Annotated in this window: 18 protein-coding genes; 17 read left to right on the top strand and 1 reads right to left on the bottom strand. The window is 46.2% G+C overall.

Annotated features, from left to right (window positions below):
• The first annotated feature begins 221 nt into the window (after window positions 1-221).
• The 5 genes from EKN16_RS11305 to EKN16_RS11285 all read left to right on the top strand — a co-directional run bounded on the left by EKN16_RS11305 (window position 222) and on the right by EKN16_RS11285 (window position 4,196).
• The gene (locus EKN16_RS11305; protein WP_125656692.1) at window positions 222-752 is read left to right on the top strand and encodes a Rieske (2Fe-2S) protein; all 531 of its coding nucleotides are present in this window, start codon (window positions 222-224) and stop codon (window positions 750-752) included.
• A 17-nt stretch (window positions 753-769) separates the two neighbouring features.
• A complete protein-coding gene (gene qcrB, locus EKN16_RS11300; protein WP_125656689.1) occupies window positions 770-1,441 on the top strand; it encodes a menaquinol-cytochrome c reductase cytochrome b subunit in 672 nt (223 codons plus the stop codon).
• 22 nt (window positions 1,442-1,463) lie between these two features.
• A complete protein-coding gene (locus tag EKN16_RS11295) occupies window positions 1,464-2,345 on the top strand; it encodes a menaquinol-cytochrome c reductase cytochrome b/c subunit (protein WP_125656687.1) in 882 nt (293 codons plus the stop codon).
• Between the two features lie 275 nt (window positions 2,346-2,620).
• On the top strand, window positions 2,621-3,205 hold the full coding sequence (locus tag EKN16_RS11290) for a DUF1405 domain-containing protein (RefSeq protein WP_125666137.1): 585 nt from the start codon (window positions 2,621-2,623) through the stop codon (window positions 3,203-3,205).
• Between the two features lie 43 nt (window positions 3,206-3,248).
• Window positions 3,249-4,196, top strand: coding sequence for a sporulation protein YpjB (locus EKN16_RS11285; RefSeq protein WP_164522767.1), 948 nt, complete (start codon window positions 3,249-3,251; stop codon window positions 4,194-4,196).
• An 11-nt stretch (window positions 4,197-4,207) separates the two neighbouring features.
• Here the strand turns inward: EKN16_RS11285 and EKN16_RS11280 are convergent, their stop codons facing one another.
• Entirely contained in the window at window positions 4,208-5,029 is an 822-nt protein-coding gene (locus tag EKN16_RS11280) for a YitT family protein (RefSeq protein ID WP_125666135.1), read from the bottom strand.
• Between the two features lie 215 nt (window positions 5,030-5,244).
• Here EKN16_RS11280 and EKN16_RS11275 point away from each other — a divergent pair, with 215 nt between their 5' ends.
• From EKN16_RS11275 to EKN16_RS11220, 12 genes are all read left to right on the top strand, one after another.
• Entirely contained in the window at window positions 5,245-5,580 is a 336-nt protein-coding gene (locus EKN16_RS11275; RefSeq protein WP_125656681.1) for a nucleotide pyrophosphohydrolase, read from the top strand.
• A gap of 53 nt (window positions 5,581-5,633) precedes the next feature.
• Complete coding sequence (locus tag EKN16_RS11270; protein ID WP_125656678.1) at window positions 5,634-6,176, top strand: tetratricopeptide repeat protein; 543 nt, start codon at window positions 5,634-5,636, stop codon at window positions 6,174-6,176.
• Window positions 6,177-6,180: 4 nt separating this feature from the next.
• Complete coding sequence (dapB, locus tag EKN16_RS11265; protein ID WP_125656675.1) at window positions 6,181-6,987, top strand: 4-hydroxy-tetrahydrodipicolinate reductase; 807 nt, start codon at window positions 6,181-6,183, stop codon at window positions 6,985-6,987.
• A 41-nt stretch (window positions 6,988-7,028) separates the two neighbouring features.
• Complete coding sequence (locus EKN16_RS11260; RefSeq protein ID WP_125656672.1) at window positions 7,029-7,442, top strand: methylglyoxal synthase; 414 nt, start codon at window positions 7,029-7,031, stop codon at window positions 7,440-7,442.
• 2 nt (window positions 7,443-7,444) lie between these two features.
• Window positions 7,445-8,143: a bacillithiol biosynthesis deacetylase BshB1 gene (gene bshB1 / locus EKN16_RS11255; RefSeq protein WP_125656668.1), complete on the top strand. Its 699-nt coding sequence runs from the start codon at window positions 7,445-7,447 to the stop codon at window positions 8,141-8,143.
• A gap of 64 nt (window positions 8,144-8,207) precedes the next feature.
• Window positions 8,208-9,368: an N-acetyl-alpha-D-glucosaminyl L-malate synthase BshA gene (bshA, locus tag EKN16_RS11250; protein ID WP_125656665.1), complete on the top strand. Its 1,161-nt coding sequence runs from the start codon at window positions 8,208-8,210 to the stop codon at window positions 9,366-9,368.
• Between the two features lie 28 nt (window positions 9,369-9,396).
• Window positions 9,397-10,692 (top strand): CCA tRNA nucleotidyltransferase, encoded by a 1,296-nt coding sequence (locus tag EKN16_RS11245; RefSeq protein WP_125656662.1) that lies wholly within the window; start codon window positions 9,397-9,399, stop codon window positions 10,690-10,692.
• A 30-nt stretch (window positions 10,693-10,722) separates the two neighbouring features.
• Window positions 10,723-11,709, top strand: a complete 987-nt coding sequence (locus tag EKN16_RS11240; protein WP_125656659.1) for a biotin--[acetyl-CoA-carboxylase] ligase — start codon at window positions 10,723-10,725, stop codon at window positions 11,707-11,709.
• Between the two features lie 336 nt (window positions 11,710-12,045).
• Window positions 12,046-12,924, top strand: coding sequence for a 3-methyl-2-oxobutanoate hydroxymethyltransferase (gene panB, locus EKN16_RS11235; RefSeq protein ID WP_125656656.1), 879 nt, complete (start codon window positions 12,046-12,048; stop codon window positions 12,922-12,924).
• Complete coding sequence (gene panC / locus EKN16_RS11230; protein WP_125656653.1) at window positions 12,924-13,862, top strand: pantoate--beta-alanine ligase; 939 nt, start codon at window positions 12,924-12,926, stop codon at window positions 13,860-13,862. The genes panB and panC overlap by 1 nt, the downstream gene beginning before the upstream one ends.
• A complete protein-coding gene (panD, locus tag EKN16_RS11225) occupies window positions 13,807-14,190 on the top strand; it encodes an aspartate 1-decarboxylase (RefSeq protein WP_125656650.1) in 384 nt (127 codons plus the stop codon). The genes panC and panD overlap by 56 nt, the downstream gene beginning before the upstream one ends.
• A 79-nt stretch (window positions 14,191-14,269) precedes the next feature.
• On the top strand, window positions 14,270-15,109 hold the full coding sequence (locus EKN16_RS11220; RefSeq protein ID WP_125656647.1) for a tetratricopeptide repeat protein: 840 nt from the start codon (window positions 14,270-14,272) through the stop codon (window positions 15,107-15,109).
• The last annotated feature ends 2 nt before the right edge of the window (window positions 15,110-15,111 follow it).

Genomic DNA, 15,111 nt, shown 5'->3' with positions numbered 1-15,111 from the left:
AGGTGACGCTTGAATGGGAAAAACAAATGCCAGACAAGGTCAATTGTGACAAAATACGAACAAATTAAAGAACGCTTTTTGATCCGTTGTTTAAATTACCCGCCATATTCTTGACGCTCTAAAATACCTAGGCTATTATAAGTAATGTCCTAGTTTGTCGTACGTTTTGCCTTCTCCGGCAGAACACAAGATATGGCTCAGCAAAGGGGGTAGAACAGAAGATGAGTAACCATGAACAACATGAAACCAAAGAACGTCCGGTGAAACGAAGCGGAATGTCCCGTCGTCAATTTTTGTCGTATACACTCGGAGGTGCCGGAGCATTTATGGCTGCTGGTATGTCACTCCCGATGATACGGTTTGCGGTAGACCCGATTCTGGCGAAGAAAGCCGGTGGTACTTGGATTAAAGTTGTCGAAGAATCCAAGCTAACAACGGAACCGCAAGAGTTTAAATTCCAAATTCACCAGATTGACGGTTGGTACGTAAGCGACCCTGAATTGACAGCGTGGATTTCCAAAGATGACAAAGGAACTCCCTTTGCACTCTCACCAGTATGTAAGCACTTAGGGTGTACAATTGGATGGAACACAGAAAAGAATGAAGAGTATGTTTGTCCATGTCACGGAGCCCACTATACCAAGGATGGCAAGAACTTGGTTGTAGCTCCAAAGCCTTTGGATGAGTACGATCTAAAGGTTGAAAAAGGCTGGATTTATCTCGGTCCTGTCAAAGCTAATACACGCGTATAAAAGGAGGCGTAGCTCAGATGTTTAAAAATGTATACAACTGGATAGACGAACGTCTTGATATTACGCCGATGTGGAGGGACGTCGCGGATCACGAAGTACCAGAGCACGTTAACCCTGCGCATCACTTTTCCGCTTTCGTGTACTGCTTTGGCGGATTGACGTTTTTCATTACAGTCATTCAAATTTTGTCAGGTATGTTTCTTACAATGTATTTCGTACCGGATATCATCAATGCTTACAAAAGCGTTGACTATCTTCAACACAAGGTTGCTTTCGGCGGAATCGTCCGCGGTATGCATCACTGGGGTGCGAGTCTCGTAATCGTTATGATGTTCCTGCATACACTTCGTGTATTCTTTACAGGATCGTACAAGGCTCCTCGTGAAATGAACTGGGTTGTCGGCATGCTTATTTTCTTCATCATGCTTGGACTTGGTTTCACAGGATATCTCTTGCCTTGGGATAACAAAGCTTATTTTGCAACAAAGGTCGGTATTCAAATTGCAGAATCCGTACCTTACATTGGTACATACATCAAAGAATTGATGCAAGGTGGAGAAATCGTAGGAGCAGAAACATTGACACGCTTCTTCGCGATTCACGTCTTCTTCCTGCCAGGCGCGCTCCTTGCGCTTCTAGCGGCGCATTTCTTTATGATCCGGAAGCAAGGTATTTCGGGACCACTATAAGCCGAAAGGAGGCATTTTGCGAATGGCACATGGCCACAAATCGAACGAAAAAGTCGTATTCGTTGGTGATTCACGGGTTCGTAAGCGGACAGTACCGGTAAGCAAAGTACCACCAGACTATTCCGCTTACCCAGGAAAGTCGGAAGCATTTATTCCGAACTTCTTGCTGAAAGAGTGGATGGTAGGCGTCGTTGTACTTGTTGGATTCCTTGTTCTGACAATTTCGGAACCGGCACCGCTGGGTTACCCAGCAGATCCAACGAATGCGGCGTTTATTCCTATGCCGGACTGGTACTTCTTGTTCCTGTATCAATTTTTGAAATTACAATATGTTTCCAAAGATTACGTCGTTCTAGGAACAGTTGGCGTACCGGGTATCGCATTTGGTGCACTGCTGCTTGCACCTTTCTTGGATACAGGTAAAGAGCGTCGCTTCTACAGACGTCCAATCACATCTATTCTGATGTTCATGTCCCTGATTTCCGTATTTTATTTGACTAAGCAATCGTGGTCTCACTACCAGCATGAGCTGGAGTTAACGAATACGGTTCCTGAGCATATTTTGCGGGAAGAGAGAGCACGTGAAGCAGCAGCAAAAGGTGAAGCACCAGGTCAAGCAGCAGCAGTGGACGTTCCGCTTGTTGATAAAGCTGACCCTGCTGTAGAGCTTACGAAGAAAGCGCAATGCGTTTCTTGTCACGGTGCAGATCTTAAAGGTAATGAGAGCGCAGGAATTCCTTCCTTTCATGGTATCGGAGATAAGTTTAAGAAAGCGGAGCTTGTCGACATCGTAACCAATGGTAAGGGTGGAGTTGGTAAAATGCCTGCCTTCAAGGATACGTTGACTGCCGCTGAAATTGATCAATTAACAACTTGGCTTGCTAAGCAAAAAAAAGCTGAATAATTGAATAACACTTCACAGACAAAAAAACCTGATCGCAACAACTCGATCAGGTTTTTTTAAATGAATTCAGAGAAGCAGGTATACTGATCGACACTTTTTCTAATGCTGCTTATGGAAGAAACTTGTAACGCGACTAAAGACAGCGTAGATGTGCTAACTTGTTTATGCGGAGTGTTAGCCGTCTTTTTTATATACACGAGAAAGTTTAAGGAAGGGTGGCTTTATTGTCGTCGATATCATTTTTTTGGAGCCGTGCTTTTCTTGCTAGCCGACAGATGTTGATCGTATTGTTTCTCGTAAACGCACTTGGTACTGTATACGGTTACATATGGTACTGGGACCAAATGCAATATACGCTTGATCATCATCCTTTATGGAGGGTTGTCTTCGTTCCAGATAGTCCAACAGCCAGTTTGTTCTTTACCTTATCGCTGCTTTACCTCCTGTTTCCACAGTTTACGAAATCATCGAGTGTGTTGAGATTGCTAAGGCCGATCATCGAGGCGTTAGCTGTTGTTACTTCGTTGAAATATGGGATATGGGCAGTCACGATGATCCTTGCTGGGGCAGCACAGGGCGATCACCTCGTATGGGAGCACTATATGCTAATTGTATCTCACCTAGGCATGGCGATTGAGGGACTGCTTTTCGTAAGATTTATGGTGTTTGGTCGTTTGGCCGCTTTCTTTGCGCTTCTATGGCTTTTGTTGAATGACACGGTTGATTATACCTTTGGCGTATATCCATGGCTGTCTGACGTACTTGAGGATGATCTAAACGCGATTCAAACCTTCACGATCGGTTTATCCGTTTTCAGTTTACTTGTGACTTGGTTTACACTTCAATTCCGAAAGGTCTAATATTGGACATCCCCCCATACATTTGTACAGGAGGGGGATGAACATGAACATGAGCATGAGCAATAAACCATCTGCGTTCTTTATCATGCTTGCGGTTATCGTAGTTCTATCTATAACTGCAGGCTGCAGTTATGATTCAAATCCAGCAGCAGTATTCCATGATGAGCAATCGGCCGCTTTACATATGGACAAGTCGTATGTGGCCCTTACGGAGTTGAATCGCTTGTCAGAAGAGCTGTATTCCGCATCTAACAAAGGCAACCGTCAGCTTGCTTATACCATTCTTGGGCATTTAGAGAAAGCCTCTGCGCTGCCAAGCGTGAGACAGCAGGGAACCCCGCAGGGGTGGATTGCTTTTGATAAAAGTTTGAAAGAAGTCAAGCAGGTGTTGTCTCAAACCGGCTCAAGCCGCGATTGGTACATGCAAGCAGCTCGGATTAAATTGGCGTCTGATGCTTTAATAAGGCCGGAAGCTGGGCTTTGGCTCCAATATGAGGACATTCTCGGAGATGATGAAAGTCGAATGCGTCAAGCGTGGCAATCACAACGTAAGGGTTATTCTGAGGAAACGCTTATTTCTCTACGTATTTACAACGAGCATCTTCAGAGGTTCGAAGTAGCTGCGTTGATGCAGCGTGATGCTTCGCTCCTTCTTGGACTTCGGAATCAATTGGTGTACACGGAGCAGTTGATTCGCCATGTAGAGAAGGAAGGGAAGACTAACGCGACCTCAATTCCTCAAGCCTTTCAAAATTTGATTCTCGCGCAAAGTCATCTATTTCAAGGGGATCATCCTTCCATAGCCGCGCAATCGGATCCTCGAGTGATGATGCCAGGTGGAAATCCATCCAGCAGTGAGCAGCTTGCTATCTTATATATTTCAGCAATTGTCATGAGCATGCTTGCTTTAGTGGGCTGGCGAAGATTCGCTTATGAGCGGAGACATGGTTCGCCTTATTCCCCAGCAAATGGTAATAAGAAGAGGCGATAGTCTTATGAGCATTATTCTTCCTTAAACCCTTCACCAAGCACATCATGCACGTCTGTAATGACGATAAAAGCCAAAGGGTCGATACTGCGAATAATCGTTTTCATCCGTCTAATTTCTTGACGGGAAACGACGCAGTAGACGACCTCTTTTTGTTTGCCGGAGTAGGCTCCTCTTGCAGGAAATAAAGTAACACCTCGTTCCATTTCCTGCGTAATGAGGGTGGCGAGCCTTTCACCGTTCTCAGTAAAGATAGAGAAGGCTTTAGCAGCATAAGCCCCTTCTTGAATGAAATCAATCATTTTGGAAGCGATAAAAACAGCCACTAAAGTATAGAGAACCTTTTCCTTTGGGATATAGATAAGGGAAACTCCGATAATAATGACATCAAGGGTTAGAATGACTTGTCCCATACTCCAGCCCTTCATTTTGGAGGCGATGCGTGCGACGATGTCTGCTCCTCCAGTTGTACCGCCGAAACGGAATACAATTCCTAGTCCAAACCCGAGCGTAACCCCAGCATAAAGTGCAGCTAGTATGTAATCGTTTGATGTGCGAAAAGGAACAATCCAGCCTAAATGAATAAGCTTTTCCATCAGAGCAAGAAACACAGATAAGGATACCGTGCCGAAAATGGAGTAGCCGATCTGTGAACGGCCTAGAATACGCCATCCCACAATAAACAAAGGAATATTCAGCACAAGCGTGGAGATCGATAGAGGCCAACCCAACGCGTAGTTGAGAAGGATAGCGATTCCAGTGACGCCGCCCTCCATGAGCTGATTAGGAATAATAAAATAGTGAAGACCGAACGCATAAACCGCAGTGCCAAACATGACGAGCGGCAAGGTGCGCAGCAGTGTCGATAGACGAGTAGTCAAGCCGAATCATACTCCCTTCTAGTCCCTCTTTATGATAATGAAATGAATGAACGATTCTTAAGGCATAGAAGTAGTATGGCTCTTTTGAGACGATTGCAAAAGCATTGTTTTCACATGCGCTTTGCGATAACATATGAATAGACCCAAGGTGAATAGAAAGGAATACCGTCATGTCAGAAAAATCACTTGCGGAAATGCAGCGTGAGGTAGACCGCTACATCTCGCAATTCAAAGAGGGTTATTTTAGCCCATTATCCATGCTAGCCCGCATGACTGAAGAAGTTGGCGAGCTTGCCCGAGAGGTTAATCATGAATTTGGTGAAAAACCGAAGAAAGTGGACGAAGCAGACAACTCTATAGAAAATGAGCTGGCAGACATCTTATTTATCGTAATCTGCTTTGCAAATTCCTTAGGGATCGATATGGCCGAGGCGCATGATCGCGTAATGAATAAGTTTAATACGCGGGATGCAAACCGCTGGACTCGAAAAAACGTCGAACCGTAAAGCAGCTTTATACATATGCTGTACCATCACCTGTGTACAAGGAGGATGGACGGATGGACGGAGAGAGCAGCTTGAAGAAAGCTTACGAAGCCATCTTAGGTGGCGATTTTGAGCAGGCTATCATTCGCTTTGAGGAAGCAATTGAAGAGGAGCCCGGTAATGCGGCTGCCTACTATAGATGCTCCATAACATGCGCTCGGAGCGGGAAATGGCAAAAGGCACTTGATTATGCTGAGCAGGCAGTGAAGCTGGATCCAGCGCAGCAAGAATATCATTTTCACCTACAAACCGTCCAGGCCAAACAGCTTGTCCTAGAAGCAGAGACGATATTGTCTACACAAACGTCTGTGAAGGCTGATCAAGCGTTAGAAATGCTGCAGGAGGCGTCTCGCCTTGATCCGCTGAATCTGGAAGCCTTGCTGCTGCTGGGTGCTGCGTATGCATCATTAAATAGGCTCGATGAGGCTGCGTCATGTGCCTTGCGTGCCATAGGTCTTGATCCTGAGCATAAAGCGGCACGCCGTTTGCTTAGCGATGTAAAGGCCCGCAGACGAAGCGCGAACAATCAGATAAGAAAACCGAAGGGGAATAGGTGATAAAATGAGGACAGAACCAATAAAAGTTGTTGTAACAGGTGCAGGCGGGCGTATGGGCCGCGAGGTCGTCAAGATGGTGCTTCAAGATGAGGAATTGATATTAGCTGCAGCGGTAAGTCAATCCGCCGGTCCGATTGATGCGGGAACGCTCGTCGGACTGCAGCCCTGCGGTATTATCGTTTCCTCAGATTTGGAGACTGCCTTATCTAATACGCAAGCAGATGTGCTTGTTGATTTTACCGTGCCTCATGCTGCCTATAGCATTACAGAAACAGCGATTCGTCATGGCGTTCGTCCGGTTATTGGTACAACTGGGATTACCCCAGAGCAAATTAAAGAGCTGGACAAGCTATGTCAAAGCCAAGGGATCGGTGGATTAATTGCACCTAATTTCTCGATTGGAGCAATTCTAATGATGAAGTTTGCTGCGCAAGCAGCAAAATATCTACCTCATGTTGAAATTATCGAATATCATGGAGATCAGAAGCTGGATGCGCCTTCGGGAACTTCGATCAAGACAGCGGAGCTAATCGCTGAAGCTAGACAAGAGCTGCGACAGGGGAATCCAAATGAAAAGGAAATAATCGAAGGAGCAAGAGGCGGCTACTATAATGGCTTTCGAATACATAGTGTTCGGCTTCCAGGTGTTTTTGCCCAGCAGGAGGTTGTTTTTGGCGGATTTGGACAAACGCTTAAAATCCGTCATGATTCCTACGAACGTGCAGGGTATATGCCGGGTGTAAGTGTAGCCGTTAAGAAGGTAATGACTTATACTGGACTTATTTATGGCTTTGAGCATGTAATGGATTGATGAGAGCACTTGCGGGGTAACCGGAGAGGGGAACGACTTGGATGAACATCGCGTTTATTGCGCATGATCGTAAAAAAGATGAAATGGTGAACTTTGTTATCGCTTATGAGATGGCATTTGAAGGTCATACCCTTTATTCAACGGGTACAACAGGTACCCGTATTATGGAACAAACCAAATTATCCATCCATCGTTTCATGTCTGGACCGCTAGGCGGGGACCAGCAGATTGGCGCTATGGTAGCACAAAATGAAATGGATTTAATACTCTTCTTCCGCGATCCACTTATGGCACAGCCTCACGAGCCTGATATTATTGCTTTATTAAGACTTTGTGATGTGCAGGGAATTCCGGTTGCAACCAATGTCGCAACTGGGGAAATACTTGTAAGGGCACTGCAGCGCGGAGACTTCGGATGGCGTGAGCTTGTCCATAAATATAAGCCGGGTGAATGATAATGATGAAAACCGTTGATATACTTGCCTTTGGTGCTCATCCTGATGATGTTGAGATTGGGATGGGAGGTACCATTGCTAAACATGTTCATGAAGGATTTCGTGTTGGCATTTGTGATTTGACAGAAGCAGAGATGTCCTCTAACGGCACCGTAGAAACAAGGCGGCAAGAAGCTGCCGAAGCTTCCGCGGTGCTTGGCTTATCCTACCGCTCCTGTCTTGGACTGCCCGACAGAGGACTAACAGGCTCATCGGAGCAAATTGAAGCTATCGTACGTGAAATTCGCCGTTTGCGACCTCGTCTTGTTTTTGCACCCTATTGGGTTGACCGTCATCCGGATCATAATGCATGCAGTCGTCTGCTGGAAGAGGCCGTATTTAATGCGAAATTGCGTAATTACTTGCCTGAGCTGCCATCCGTTCAGGTGGAACAACTTTATTTTTATTACATAAATGATAGCAGCGAAGTATCGCTTATTACGGATATCAGTGAGTATGTGGAACAGAAGATCAATGCGCTGCGAGCTTATCGATCTCAGTTTGCTCCGGCTGCCGCGGGTGAAGATCGTGTGCAGACGCCATTGACAGACCGGTACGTGGAACGAGTAACTGCTCGTGACATGCTGCTTGGACAAACACGTGGATGGGCATATGCGGAAGGATTTGCAATGAAGCGTCCTTATGCGGTTACGATATTTTAAAGCAGGAATCGTCAAAATGGAGCATACAATGTTATAAAGCCGTGTAACCAATGGGGGTGTAAGTATGGCAAGACGCTTGAAAATAGGAATTACCTGCTACCCATCATTGGGCGGATCGGGAGTTGTAGCAACCGAGCTTGGTAAGCTGCTTGCAGAAAAAGGGCATGAAATTCATTTTATTACCCATAGTGTTCCTTTTCGACTGGGACAATTTCATAAAAACATTTTCTACCACGAAGTTGAAGTAAACGACTATTATGTCTTTCGATATCCGCCTTATGATTTATCGTTGGCTAGCAAAATGGCTCAGGTAGCGAAAATGCATAAACTTGATTTGCTGCATGTTCATTATGCGGTTCCGCATGCGGTATGTGCTTATTTAGCCAAACAGATGGTCGGAGACCAGCTGCGAACGGTAACCACACTGCATGGAACAGATATTACGGTACTCGCGCAGGATGAGTCGATTAAAGATATGATCCGCCTAGGCATTAACCAAAGCGATGCGGTTACAGCTGTTTCGAATGACTTAATTCGAGAAACCCGTGATTTACTCGATATTGATAAAGCAATTGATCTTACGTATAACTTCGTAGATAAACGAGTTTATTACCCGCGAGACTGCGCATCATTGCGTAATGATTTTGTCGGCAAGGGTGAGAAGATCCTTATGCATATTTCGAACTTTAGACCCGTCAAAAGAATGAACGACGTTGTTGATATTTTTGCTAAGGTTCTTCAAAAGGTTCCAAGTCGTCTTCTACTCGTTGGTGAAGGTCCTGATTTGCCGAAAATCCAGCATAAGGTTCGCTCGATGGGAATCGAGGATAAAGTTCACTTTCTAGGCAAGCAAGATGACGTGGCTCATGTGATATCGATTGCTGATCTCATGCTGCTTCCATCGGAGAAGGAAAGCTTCGGACTTGTGGCGCTAGAAGCGATGGCTTGTGGTGTTCCAACGATTGGTTCAATCGCGGGCGGTATCCCTGAGCTTGTAACGAATGGAGAGACCGGTTATTTGTCTCCAATCGGAGATACCGATGATATGGCAAATAACGCAATCAAGCTGCTGCAGAATGAACGGCTTTATCAGCAGTTCCGTGAAGCTTGTCTTTATCGGGCACGTAACCAGTTCTGTAATGAATTGATTACGGCTGAATATGAACGTATTTATTATCGTGTGCTTGGTATTGAAGCAAATATTCCGGTACCAGTCTGCGAGTAATTCGCATCCATAGGAGGGAGCGCATTAGATGAAGGAAGCCTTAAGACTAGCGCTCCCCGTTCTTCAGAAGCTTGAAAGTCAAGGCTATGAGGCTGTATTCGTGGGCGGCTGCGTCCGAGATACAATAATGGGAAGAACGCTCCATGATGTTGATATTGCAACCTCTGCAACGCCAGAACAGGTTATAGCTAGCTTCCCAAGGACAATTCCGACGGGGCTTCAGCATGGAACGATAACGGTCATTCATGGAGCAGAAACCTACGAAGTTACAACCTATCGTACGGAGACGGCCTATGAACAATTTCGCCGTCCTGCACAGGTTCAATTCGTAACAGAGCATGAAGCAGATTTGCTGCGGAGAGACTTCACTATTAATGCTATGGCCATGCGTGCGGACGGCACAGTGGTAGATCCTTTCGGCGGGATGCAGGATCTTCAGGATCGTATAATTCGCTGTGTTGGTGATGCAGATGCTAGATTGCAGGAAGATGCTCTCCGGATGGTGCGAGCAATACGGTTTGCGTCAGAATTCAATATGCGTATTGCCCCGCAAACATGGCGTGCCTTGAAGCAGCATAGCAGCTTGCTCGTCCATGTAGCGATGGAGCGTGTTGGTGCTGAAGCGGATAAAATGATCGGTGGCAGCAGCCCGATCAGGGCAATAGCTTGGATGGCAGCAAGCGGTCTATTGAAATATACGAAGAGACAATTGCCGGAGAGAATCGTTCAAGCTGCAGGAGAATATGAGCGTAAACGAATTCATGCGGTTCCTATCTTTGAGCAATTAAACAAGCTGGATCAGATCGATGACCGCTGGGCGGGGCTGTGCATGGGGCTTGGATTAGGAGCAGATGAAGCCTTCCGGCTATTCGATGCCTTTCGCTTCTCGACAGTGCGAACGCAGCATTTGAAGACTGTGATGCAAGTTGAGAATGATATGCAGCAGGCTTTGCATTCTTATCAGCCTATGAATAGCTCGGACTCACTGGATCTTTCACAATCCGATCAACTATTATTTCAAACATGGATGGAAACAATTTTGACCTATGGTAAGGATGCAGCAGCCAGCTGGCTAAGAACGGCAGCCAAAACTACTGGATCGAATGCAGCGATGGACAAGCTGGACGATTGGCTTCAGACGCTGCCCCTATCCACAGTTCGTGATCTTGCGATAGGGGGCGCAGATATCCTTGCCTTGCTCCAGAAGCCTTCTGGACCGTGGCTGGGTCAGCTTCTGAATGAGCTGCTGCGAAGTGTTGTGTTTGGTGAAGTTCCTAATGATAAGAAGCGATTATTAGCCGAAGCTGCTCGACGTCAAACTTGAGTGGATCGATTAGATCGATAAGGAGTTACTATGGATAATCGAATTCTCGAGCTGCTGGAGCAGCAAACCGAAGGCTACTTGTCCGGTGAGGTGCTCAGCAAAGATCTACATATTAGCCGGACTGCGGTTTGGAAGCATATTAAGAAGCTTGAGGCTCAAGGTTATAAGTTTGAGGCTTCTAGGCGGCTAGGCTATCGTCTTATTAGCAAGCCTTCTAAGCTCTCCATTCAAGAGCTGATGGAGAAATTGAGCGGTACCTCTTTAATAAAAGCCATTAAGCTGCATGAATCCGTTGATTCCACGCAAAATATCGCACAGCGACTCGCTGAGGATGATGCACCCCAGGGTACTTTGGTTATAGCTGAACAGCAAACGAGCGGGCGCGGTAGAATGGGACGCAAATGGGTCTCTCCCTCTGGCAAAGGTATTTGGATGAGTCTTGTGCTTCGTCCGAGATTACCCTTACAATTCGCATCACAGTTAACGTTGCTTACGGCTGTTGCATTATGTAGAGCACTTAAGACGGTTGCAGCTCCCCTTGATATTGGGATTAAGTGGCCGAATGATTTGCTCATTGGCGGTAAAAAGATAAGTGGCATTTTGCTGGAGTCTACAGCTGAGGACGAACGTCTCAAATATGTCATAGCCGGCATAGGAATCAGTGTGAATCTGGAGGCCGATGATTATCCCGAAGAGCTGCTGCCTATTGCGACTTCACTTCGAATGGAGCTTGGTCGTCCTCTTGATCGAGCGGATATCATTGCGGCGTTCATTATCGAATTTGAACAGCTCTATAACGTTTATCAGAATGAGGGCTTCGGCTTGATTCGCACAGTGTGGGAAGCGTTATCTGTCTCTTTATTTAAACCGACACAACTGAAAACACCAACCGGTATAGTAGTCGGAACGCCAATCGGATTAGATGAGAGTGGAGCTTTGCTAGTTAAGCTGGAAGACGGTTCGCTGCTGCCAATCTTTTCCGCTGAAATGTCTCCTTTGTCAGATAACCGTTCATAGACGGCATGTGGTTTCTTTGTTATAATCGGGTTATCAATGAATCATTCGACAGGGCGGTATCGATGCACTCGAACCGCACCGGAAGTCGAAGCTTCACACCATGTAGTCGTGGTTGATTGATGTCTTTTTGCAAGGCAGTGTACTCTGCTCTGAGCCGTTAGGGACCGAGACAGAAGGAAGCTCGCTGGTAGCAGGACGTTCCTTTTTGAATTGGAACCTTTTTAGCGACGGGCTAGAAGGTTTTTTTGTGTTTACCACATAGGAAGGCTTGGGTTCGCTAAAGCTTTAAGATAAGCTTAGGGGCCGAAGTCATCCCAATCCAAGGAGGATGAAGCAATGAAACAACCGTTGACTATTACGAAGCTGAAAAAAATGAAACAAAGCGGCGAGCCAATTTCGATGCTGACTGCCTATGATTATCCATCCGCTAAGCTTGCTGAAGAAGCGGGAATCGACATTATACTTGTCGGAGATTCGCTAGGCAATGTGGTGCTTGGTTATGATACAACAATACCTGTAACTTTAGATGATATGGTCTACCATTCAAGGGTAGTAGCACGCGCTGCAACGAACACATTTATTGTGACGGATATGCCTTTCATGACCTATAGAATCGGCAAAGAAGCAACCTTGCGGAATGCGGCTAGAATAATGCAGGAAGGCCATGCTCATGCGATTAAGCTTGAAGGTGGAGCAGACATTGCGGATGAGGTTGCCGCCTGTGTTCGTGCAGGAATACCAGTGATGGGGCATATTGGACTCACGCCGCAATCCGTTCATCAGCTGGGCGGTTATCGCGTACAAGGTAAGCTGGAGCGCGAAGCCCAGCAGCTAATAGAGGATGCCAAAGCTCTGGAAGCGGCGGGAGCATTCAGTATCGTTCTGGAGCTTGTAACCGAACCGCTTGCCGAAGCTATTGCGTCCGCGCTTTCGATCCCTGTAATTGGTATTGGTGCAGGCAGAGGTTGTGACGGACAAGTGCTGGTGTACCATGACATTTTGCAATATGCTTCACCTTATCGGGAGAAGAAATTCGTGAAAACCTATGCGGATATTGGTACAACGATTCGTAATGCGATTGGTTCGTATGTGTCAGAAGTGAAATCTCGCGCGTTTCCACAGCAGGAGCATGTGTTTCCGATGGAACAGGAATTATTTACACAGCTCTATGGCAGCAGCCGCAGTCAAGAAAGCGGAAAGGAGGCGGGTAAGTAATGATCGTTTGCACAACGATAACTGAGCTTAAAGCTCAGTTGCTTAAACAACGCAGAAGCGTCCCAGAAGGACGTATTGGCTTGATCCCGACGATGGGTTTCCTGCATGCAGGACATGCCAGCTTGATGCGTAGAGCCAATGAGGAATGTGAATATACAATCCTATCCATATTCGTTAACCCGCTTCAATTTGGTCCAAATGAAGATTTTGATCGTTATCCAAGGGATTCGGAACGCGACATCGCACTGGCAGAGGCTAATCATATCGATGTGGTATTCATGCCTACCGTTCATGAGATGTACCCGAAGACGCCATTTACGAAAGTGCTGGTTAGTACGGTGACTGATCGTCTATGCGGTGCTTCAAGGCCCGGTCACTTTGATGGTGTAGGAACCGTAGTTAGCAAGCTGTTCCACCTGATTATGCCGGATTGTGCTTATTTTGGGATGAAGGATGCCCAACAAGTGGCTGTTATAAAGCGTATGGTGGATGATCTTAATTTTCCAGTAGAAATCGTGCCTTGTGAAACAATTAGGGAAGCAGATGGCCTGGCTATGAGCTCGCGCAATGTTTATCTTAACGAAGAGCAGCGCAATCAAGCGGTCGTTCTTTCACAGACGCTGCTTGCTGCTGATGATTGGTTAAAGGAACCAGGTATTACAGCCGCGGAGCTTGCCTCACGTATCAACAGCAAGATAAGAGAAGCCTCACTTGCAGAAATTGATTATGCAGAGGTTCTTGAATATCCAGATTTGACATTGCCTGAGCAAGGTGTAGACCTATCTCGTCATGAATCGACTTTAATTGTCGCGCTAGCCGTTAAATTTGGGCAGACGCGTCTTATAGATAACCGTTTAATGGTACCGTTTGGGGGTGACAGACATGTTCAGAACGATGATGAAATCCAAGCTGCATCGGGCAACCGTAACAGAAGCTAACTTGAATTATGTAGGCAGCATAACCATTGATGAGGATTTGATGGAGCTGGCCGATATTTGGGCAAATGAAAAGGTACAAATTGTTAACAACAATAACGGTGCACGTCTGGAAACGTATGTAATTGCGGGGCCAAGAGGTACTGGGGTTATATGTCTGAATGGTGCAGCAGCAAGACTTGTACAGGTTGGAGATAATGTTATCATTATTTCTTACGGAATGATGACTGAAGAGGAAAGCCGCGCCAACAAACCAAAGGTTGTTATCTTGGATGCAGCCAATCGCCCCATTGAATCGTCTTATGAAGAGGTACACGCCGCCATTATCTAACATTTCCACGCCGCCATGTAGAATTCCAGCCTTGTGAAACGTCTGGGACGTTGTATGAAAACAGATGCCGGGGCAAAGAATGAGCATAACAATTCTCTACATCACAACATGGCGTGAAGGTGGGATGCAGACGATGTTTAAGCATGTTTTTGCTTCCATGAATGAAAAGCTTAATGAAATTATGATTCATTATCCAAATGCGAACGCAGATCAGAAAAAACTGCATGACGAGCAGCTCGCTGTTCTAAAACAGTTCAGTGACACCTTCATCGAGCAATGGCTGCAATTTGAAGAGAAAATGGCTGACTTTCGCGATCTCCAGCTTGATCCGTCAATCGCTCTTCAACAAGGTCAAAGTTCTCCACAGGGCTACGCAGGCGGTAAGCCTCCTTATGGTACGGCTCACAATGATGAGCTTAAGCCACCGGCTGATGCCATTCTTGGTTCCGCTACTGAGGCTTATGCCAGCGGAGCAGCAGCCCACGCTGAAGAAGCTGTGCTGGAGAGTGAAGCAGAATATGAGCGAACTCAAACCATGATGCGAGGGCAGGGCTACTTCAAGCTGTTCATGTTCCGTCAAGCAGCTCAGCATTTTGAAGAAGCGGTTAGGCTGTCACCCGACGATAATCGAGCGCTGTTGTTCTTGGCTATGACTTATATGCATTTACAGGAATGGCATGAAGCACAGCGGCATTTTCAATTTCTCGTTGAGGTGACGGATTATGCCAAATGGCGAGCTCTTGCTCTTAATGCATTAGGTTGTATACAAGCGGTTCGCATGAATCTTGAACAGGCTGCAAAGTATTTTGAGAAAGCGCACGAAGCCGACCCGGAATTTGCCGACCCGCTGTCCAACATGAAGTCCTGTCAACAGCAGGCGGGTCATCTTTCCCTCTATTTTGGGAGCGGACAGCTTTAGTT

The sequence above is a fragment of the Paenibacillus baekrokdamisoli genome (genome assembly GCF_003945345.1).
In the GTDB taxonomy this organism is placed as follows: domain Bacteria; phylum Bacillota; class Bacilli; order Paenibacillales; family Paenibacillaceae; genus Paenibacillus_Z; species Paenibacillus_Z baekrokdamisoli.
The sequence above is the reverse complement of the archived record's forward strand: the minus strand, read 5'-3'. Positions and strand labels throughout refer to the sequence as shown.

Coding starts and splice junctions, on each gene's coding strand:
- EKN16_RS11260 (WP_125656672.1), top strand. CDS start 7,029: ATGAACATCGCGTTTATTGCGCATGATCGTAAAAAAGATGAAATGGTG.
- EKN16_RS11220 (WP_125656647.1), top strand. CDS start 14,270: ATGAGCATAACAATTCTCTACATCACAACATGGCGTGAAGGTGGGATG.
- EKN16_RS11270 (WP_125656678.1), top strand. CDS start 5,634: ATGGACGGAGAGAGCAGCTTGAAGAAAGCTTACGAAGCCATCTTAGGT.
- qcrB (WP_125656689.1), top strand. CDS start 770: ATGTTTAAAAATGTATACAACTGGATAGACGAACGTCTTGATATTACG.
- EKN16_RS11240 (WP_125656659.1), top strand. CDS start 10,723: ATGGATAATCGAATTCTCGAGCTGCTGGAGCAGCAAACCGAAGGCTAC.
- panB (WP_125656656.1), top strand. CDS start 12,046: ATGAAACAACCGTTGACTATTACGAAGCTGAAAAAAATGAAACAAAGC.
- EKN16_RS11275 (WP_125656681.1), top strand. CDS start 5,245: ATGTCAGAAAAATCACTTGCGGAAATGCAGCGTGAGGTAGACCGCTAC.
- panD (WP_125656650.1), top strand. CDS start 13,807: ATGTTCAGAACGATGATGAAATCCAAGCTGCATCGGGCAACCGTAACA.
- dapB (WP_125656675.1), top strand. CDS start 6,181: ATGAGGACAGAACCAATAAAAGTTGTTGTAACAGGTGCAGGCGGGCGT.
- EKN16_RS11305 (WP_125656692.1), top strand. CDS start 222: ATGAGTAACCATGAACAACATGAAACCAAAGAACGTCCGGTGAAACGA.
- EKN16_RS11245 (WP_125656662.1), top strand. CDS start 9,397: ATGAAGGAAGCCTTAAGACTAGCGCTCCCCGTTCTTCAGAAGCTTGAA.
- EKN16_RS11290 (WP_125666137.1), top strand. CDS start 2,621: ATGTTGATCGTATTGTTTCTCGTAAACGCACTTGGTACTGTATACGGT.
- bshB1 (WP_125656668.1), top strand. CDS start 7,445: ATGATGAAAACCGTTGATATACTTGCCTTTGGTGCTCATCCTGATGAT.
- EKN16_RS11295 (WP_125656687.1), top strand. CDS start 1,464: ATGGCACATGGCCACAAATCGAACGAAAAAGTCGTATTCGTTGGTGAT.
- panC (WP_125656653.1), top strand. CDS start 12,924: ATGATCGTTTGCACAACGATAACTGAGCTTAAAGCTCAGTTGCTTAAA.
- EKN16_RS11280 (WP_125666135.1), bottom strand. CDS start 5,029: ATGTTTGGCACTGCGGTTTATGCGTTCGGTCTTCACTATTTTATTATT.
- bshA (WP_125656665.1), top strand. CDS start 8,208: ATGGCAAGACGCTTGAAAATAGGAATTACCTGCTACCCATCATTGGGC.
- EKN16_RS11285 (WP_164522767.1), top strand. CDS start 3,249: ATGAACATGAGCATGAGCAATAAACCATCTGCGTTCTTTATCATGCTT.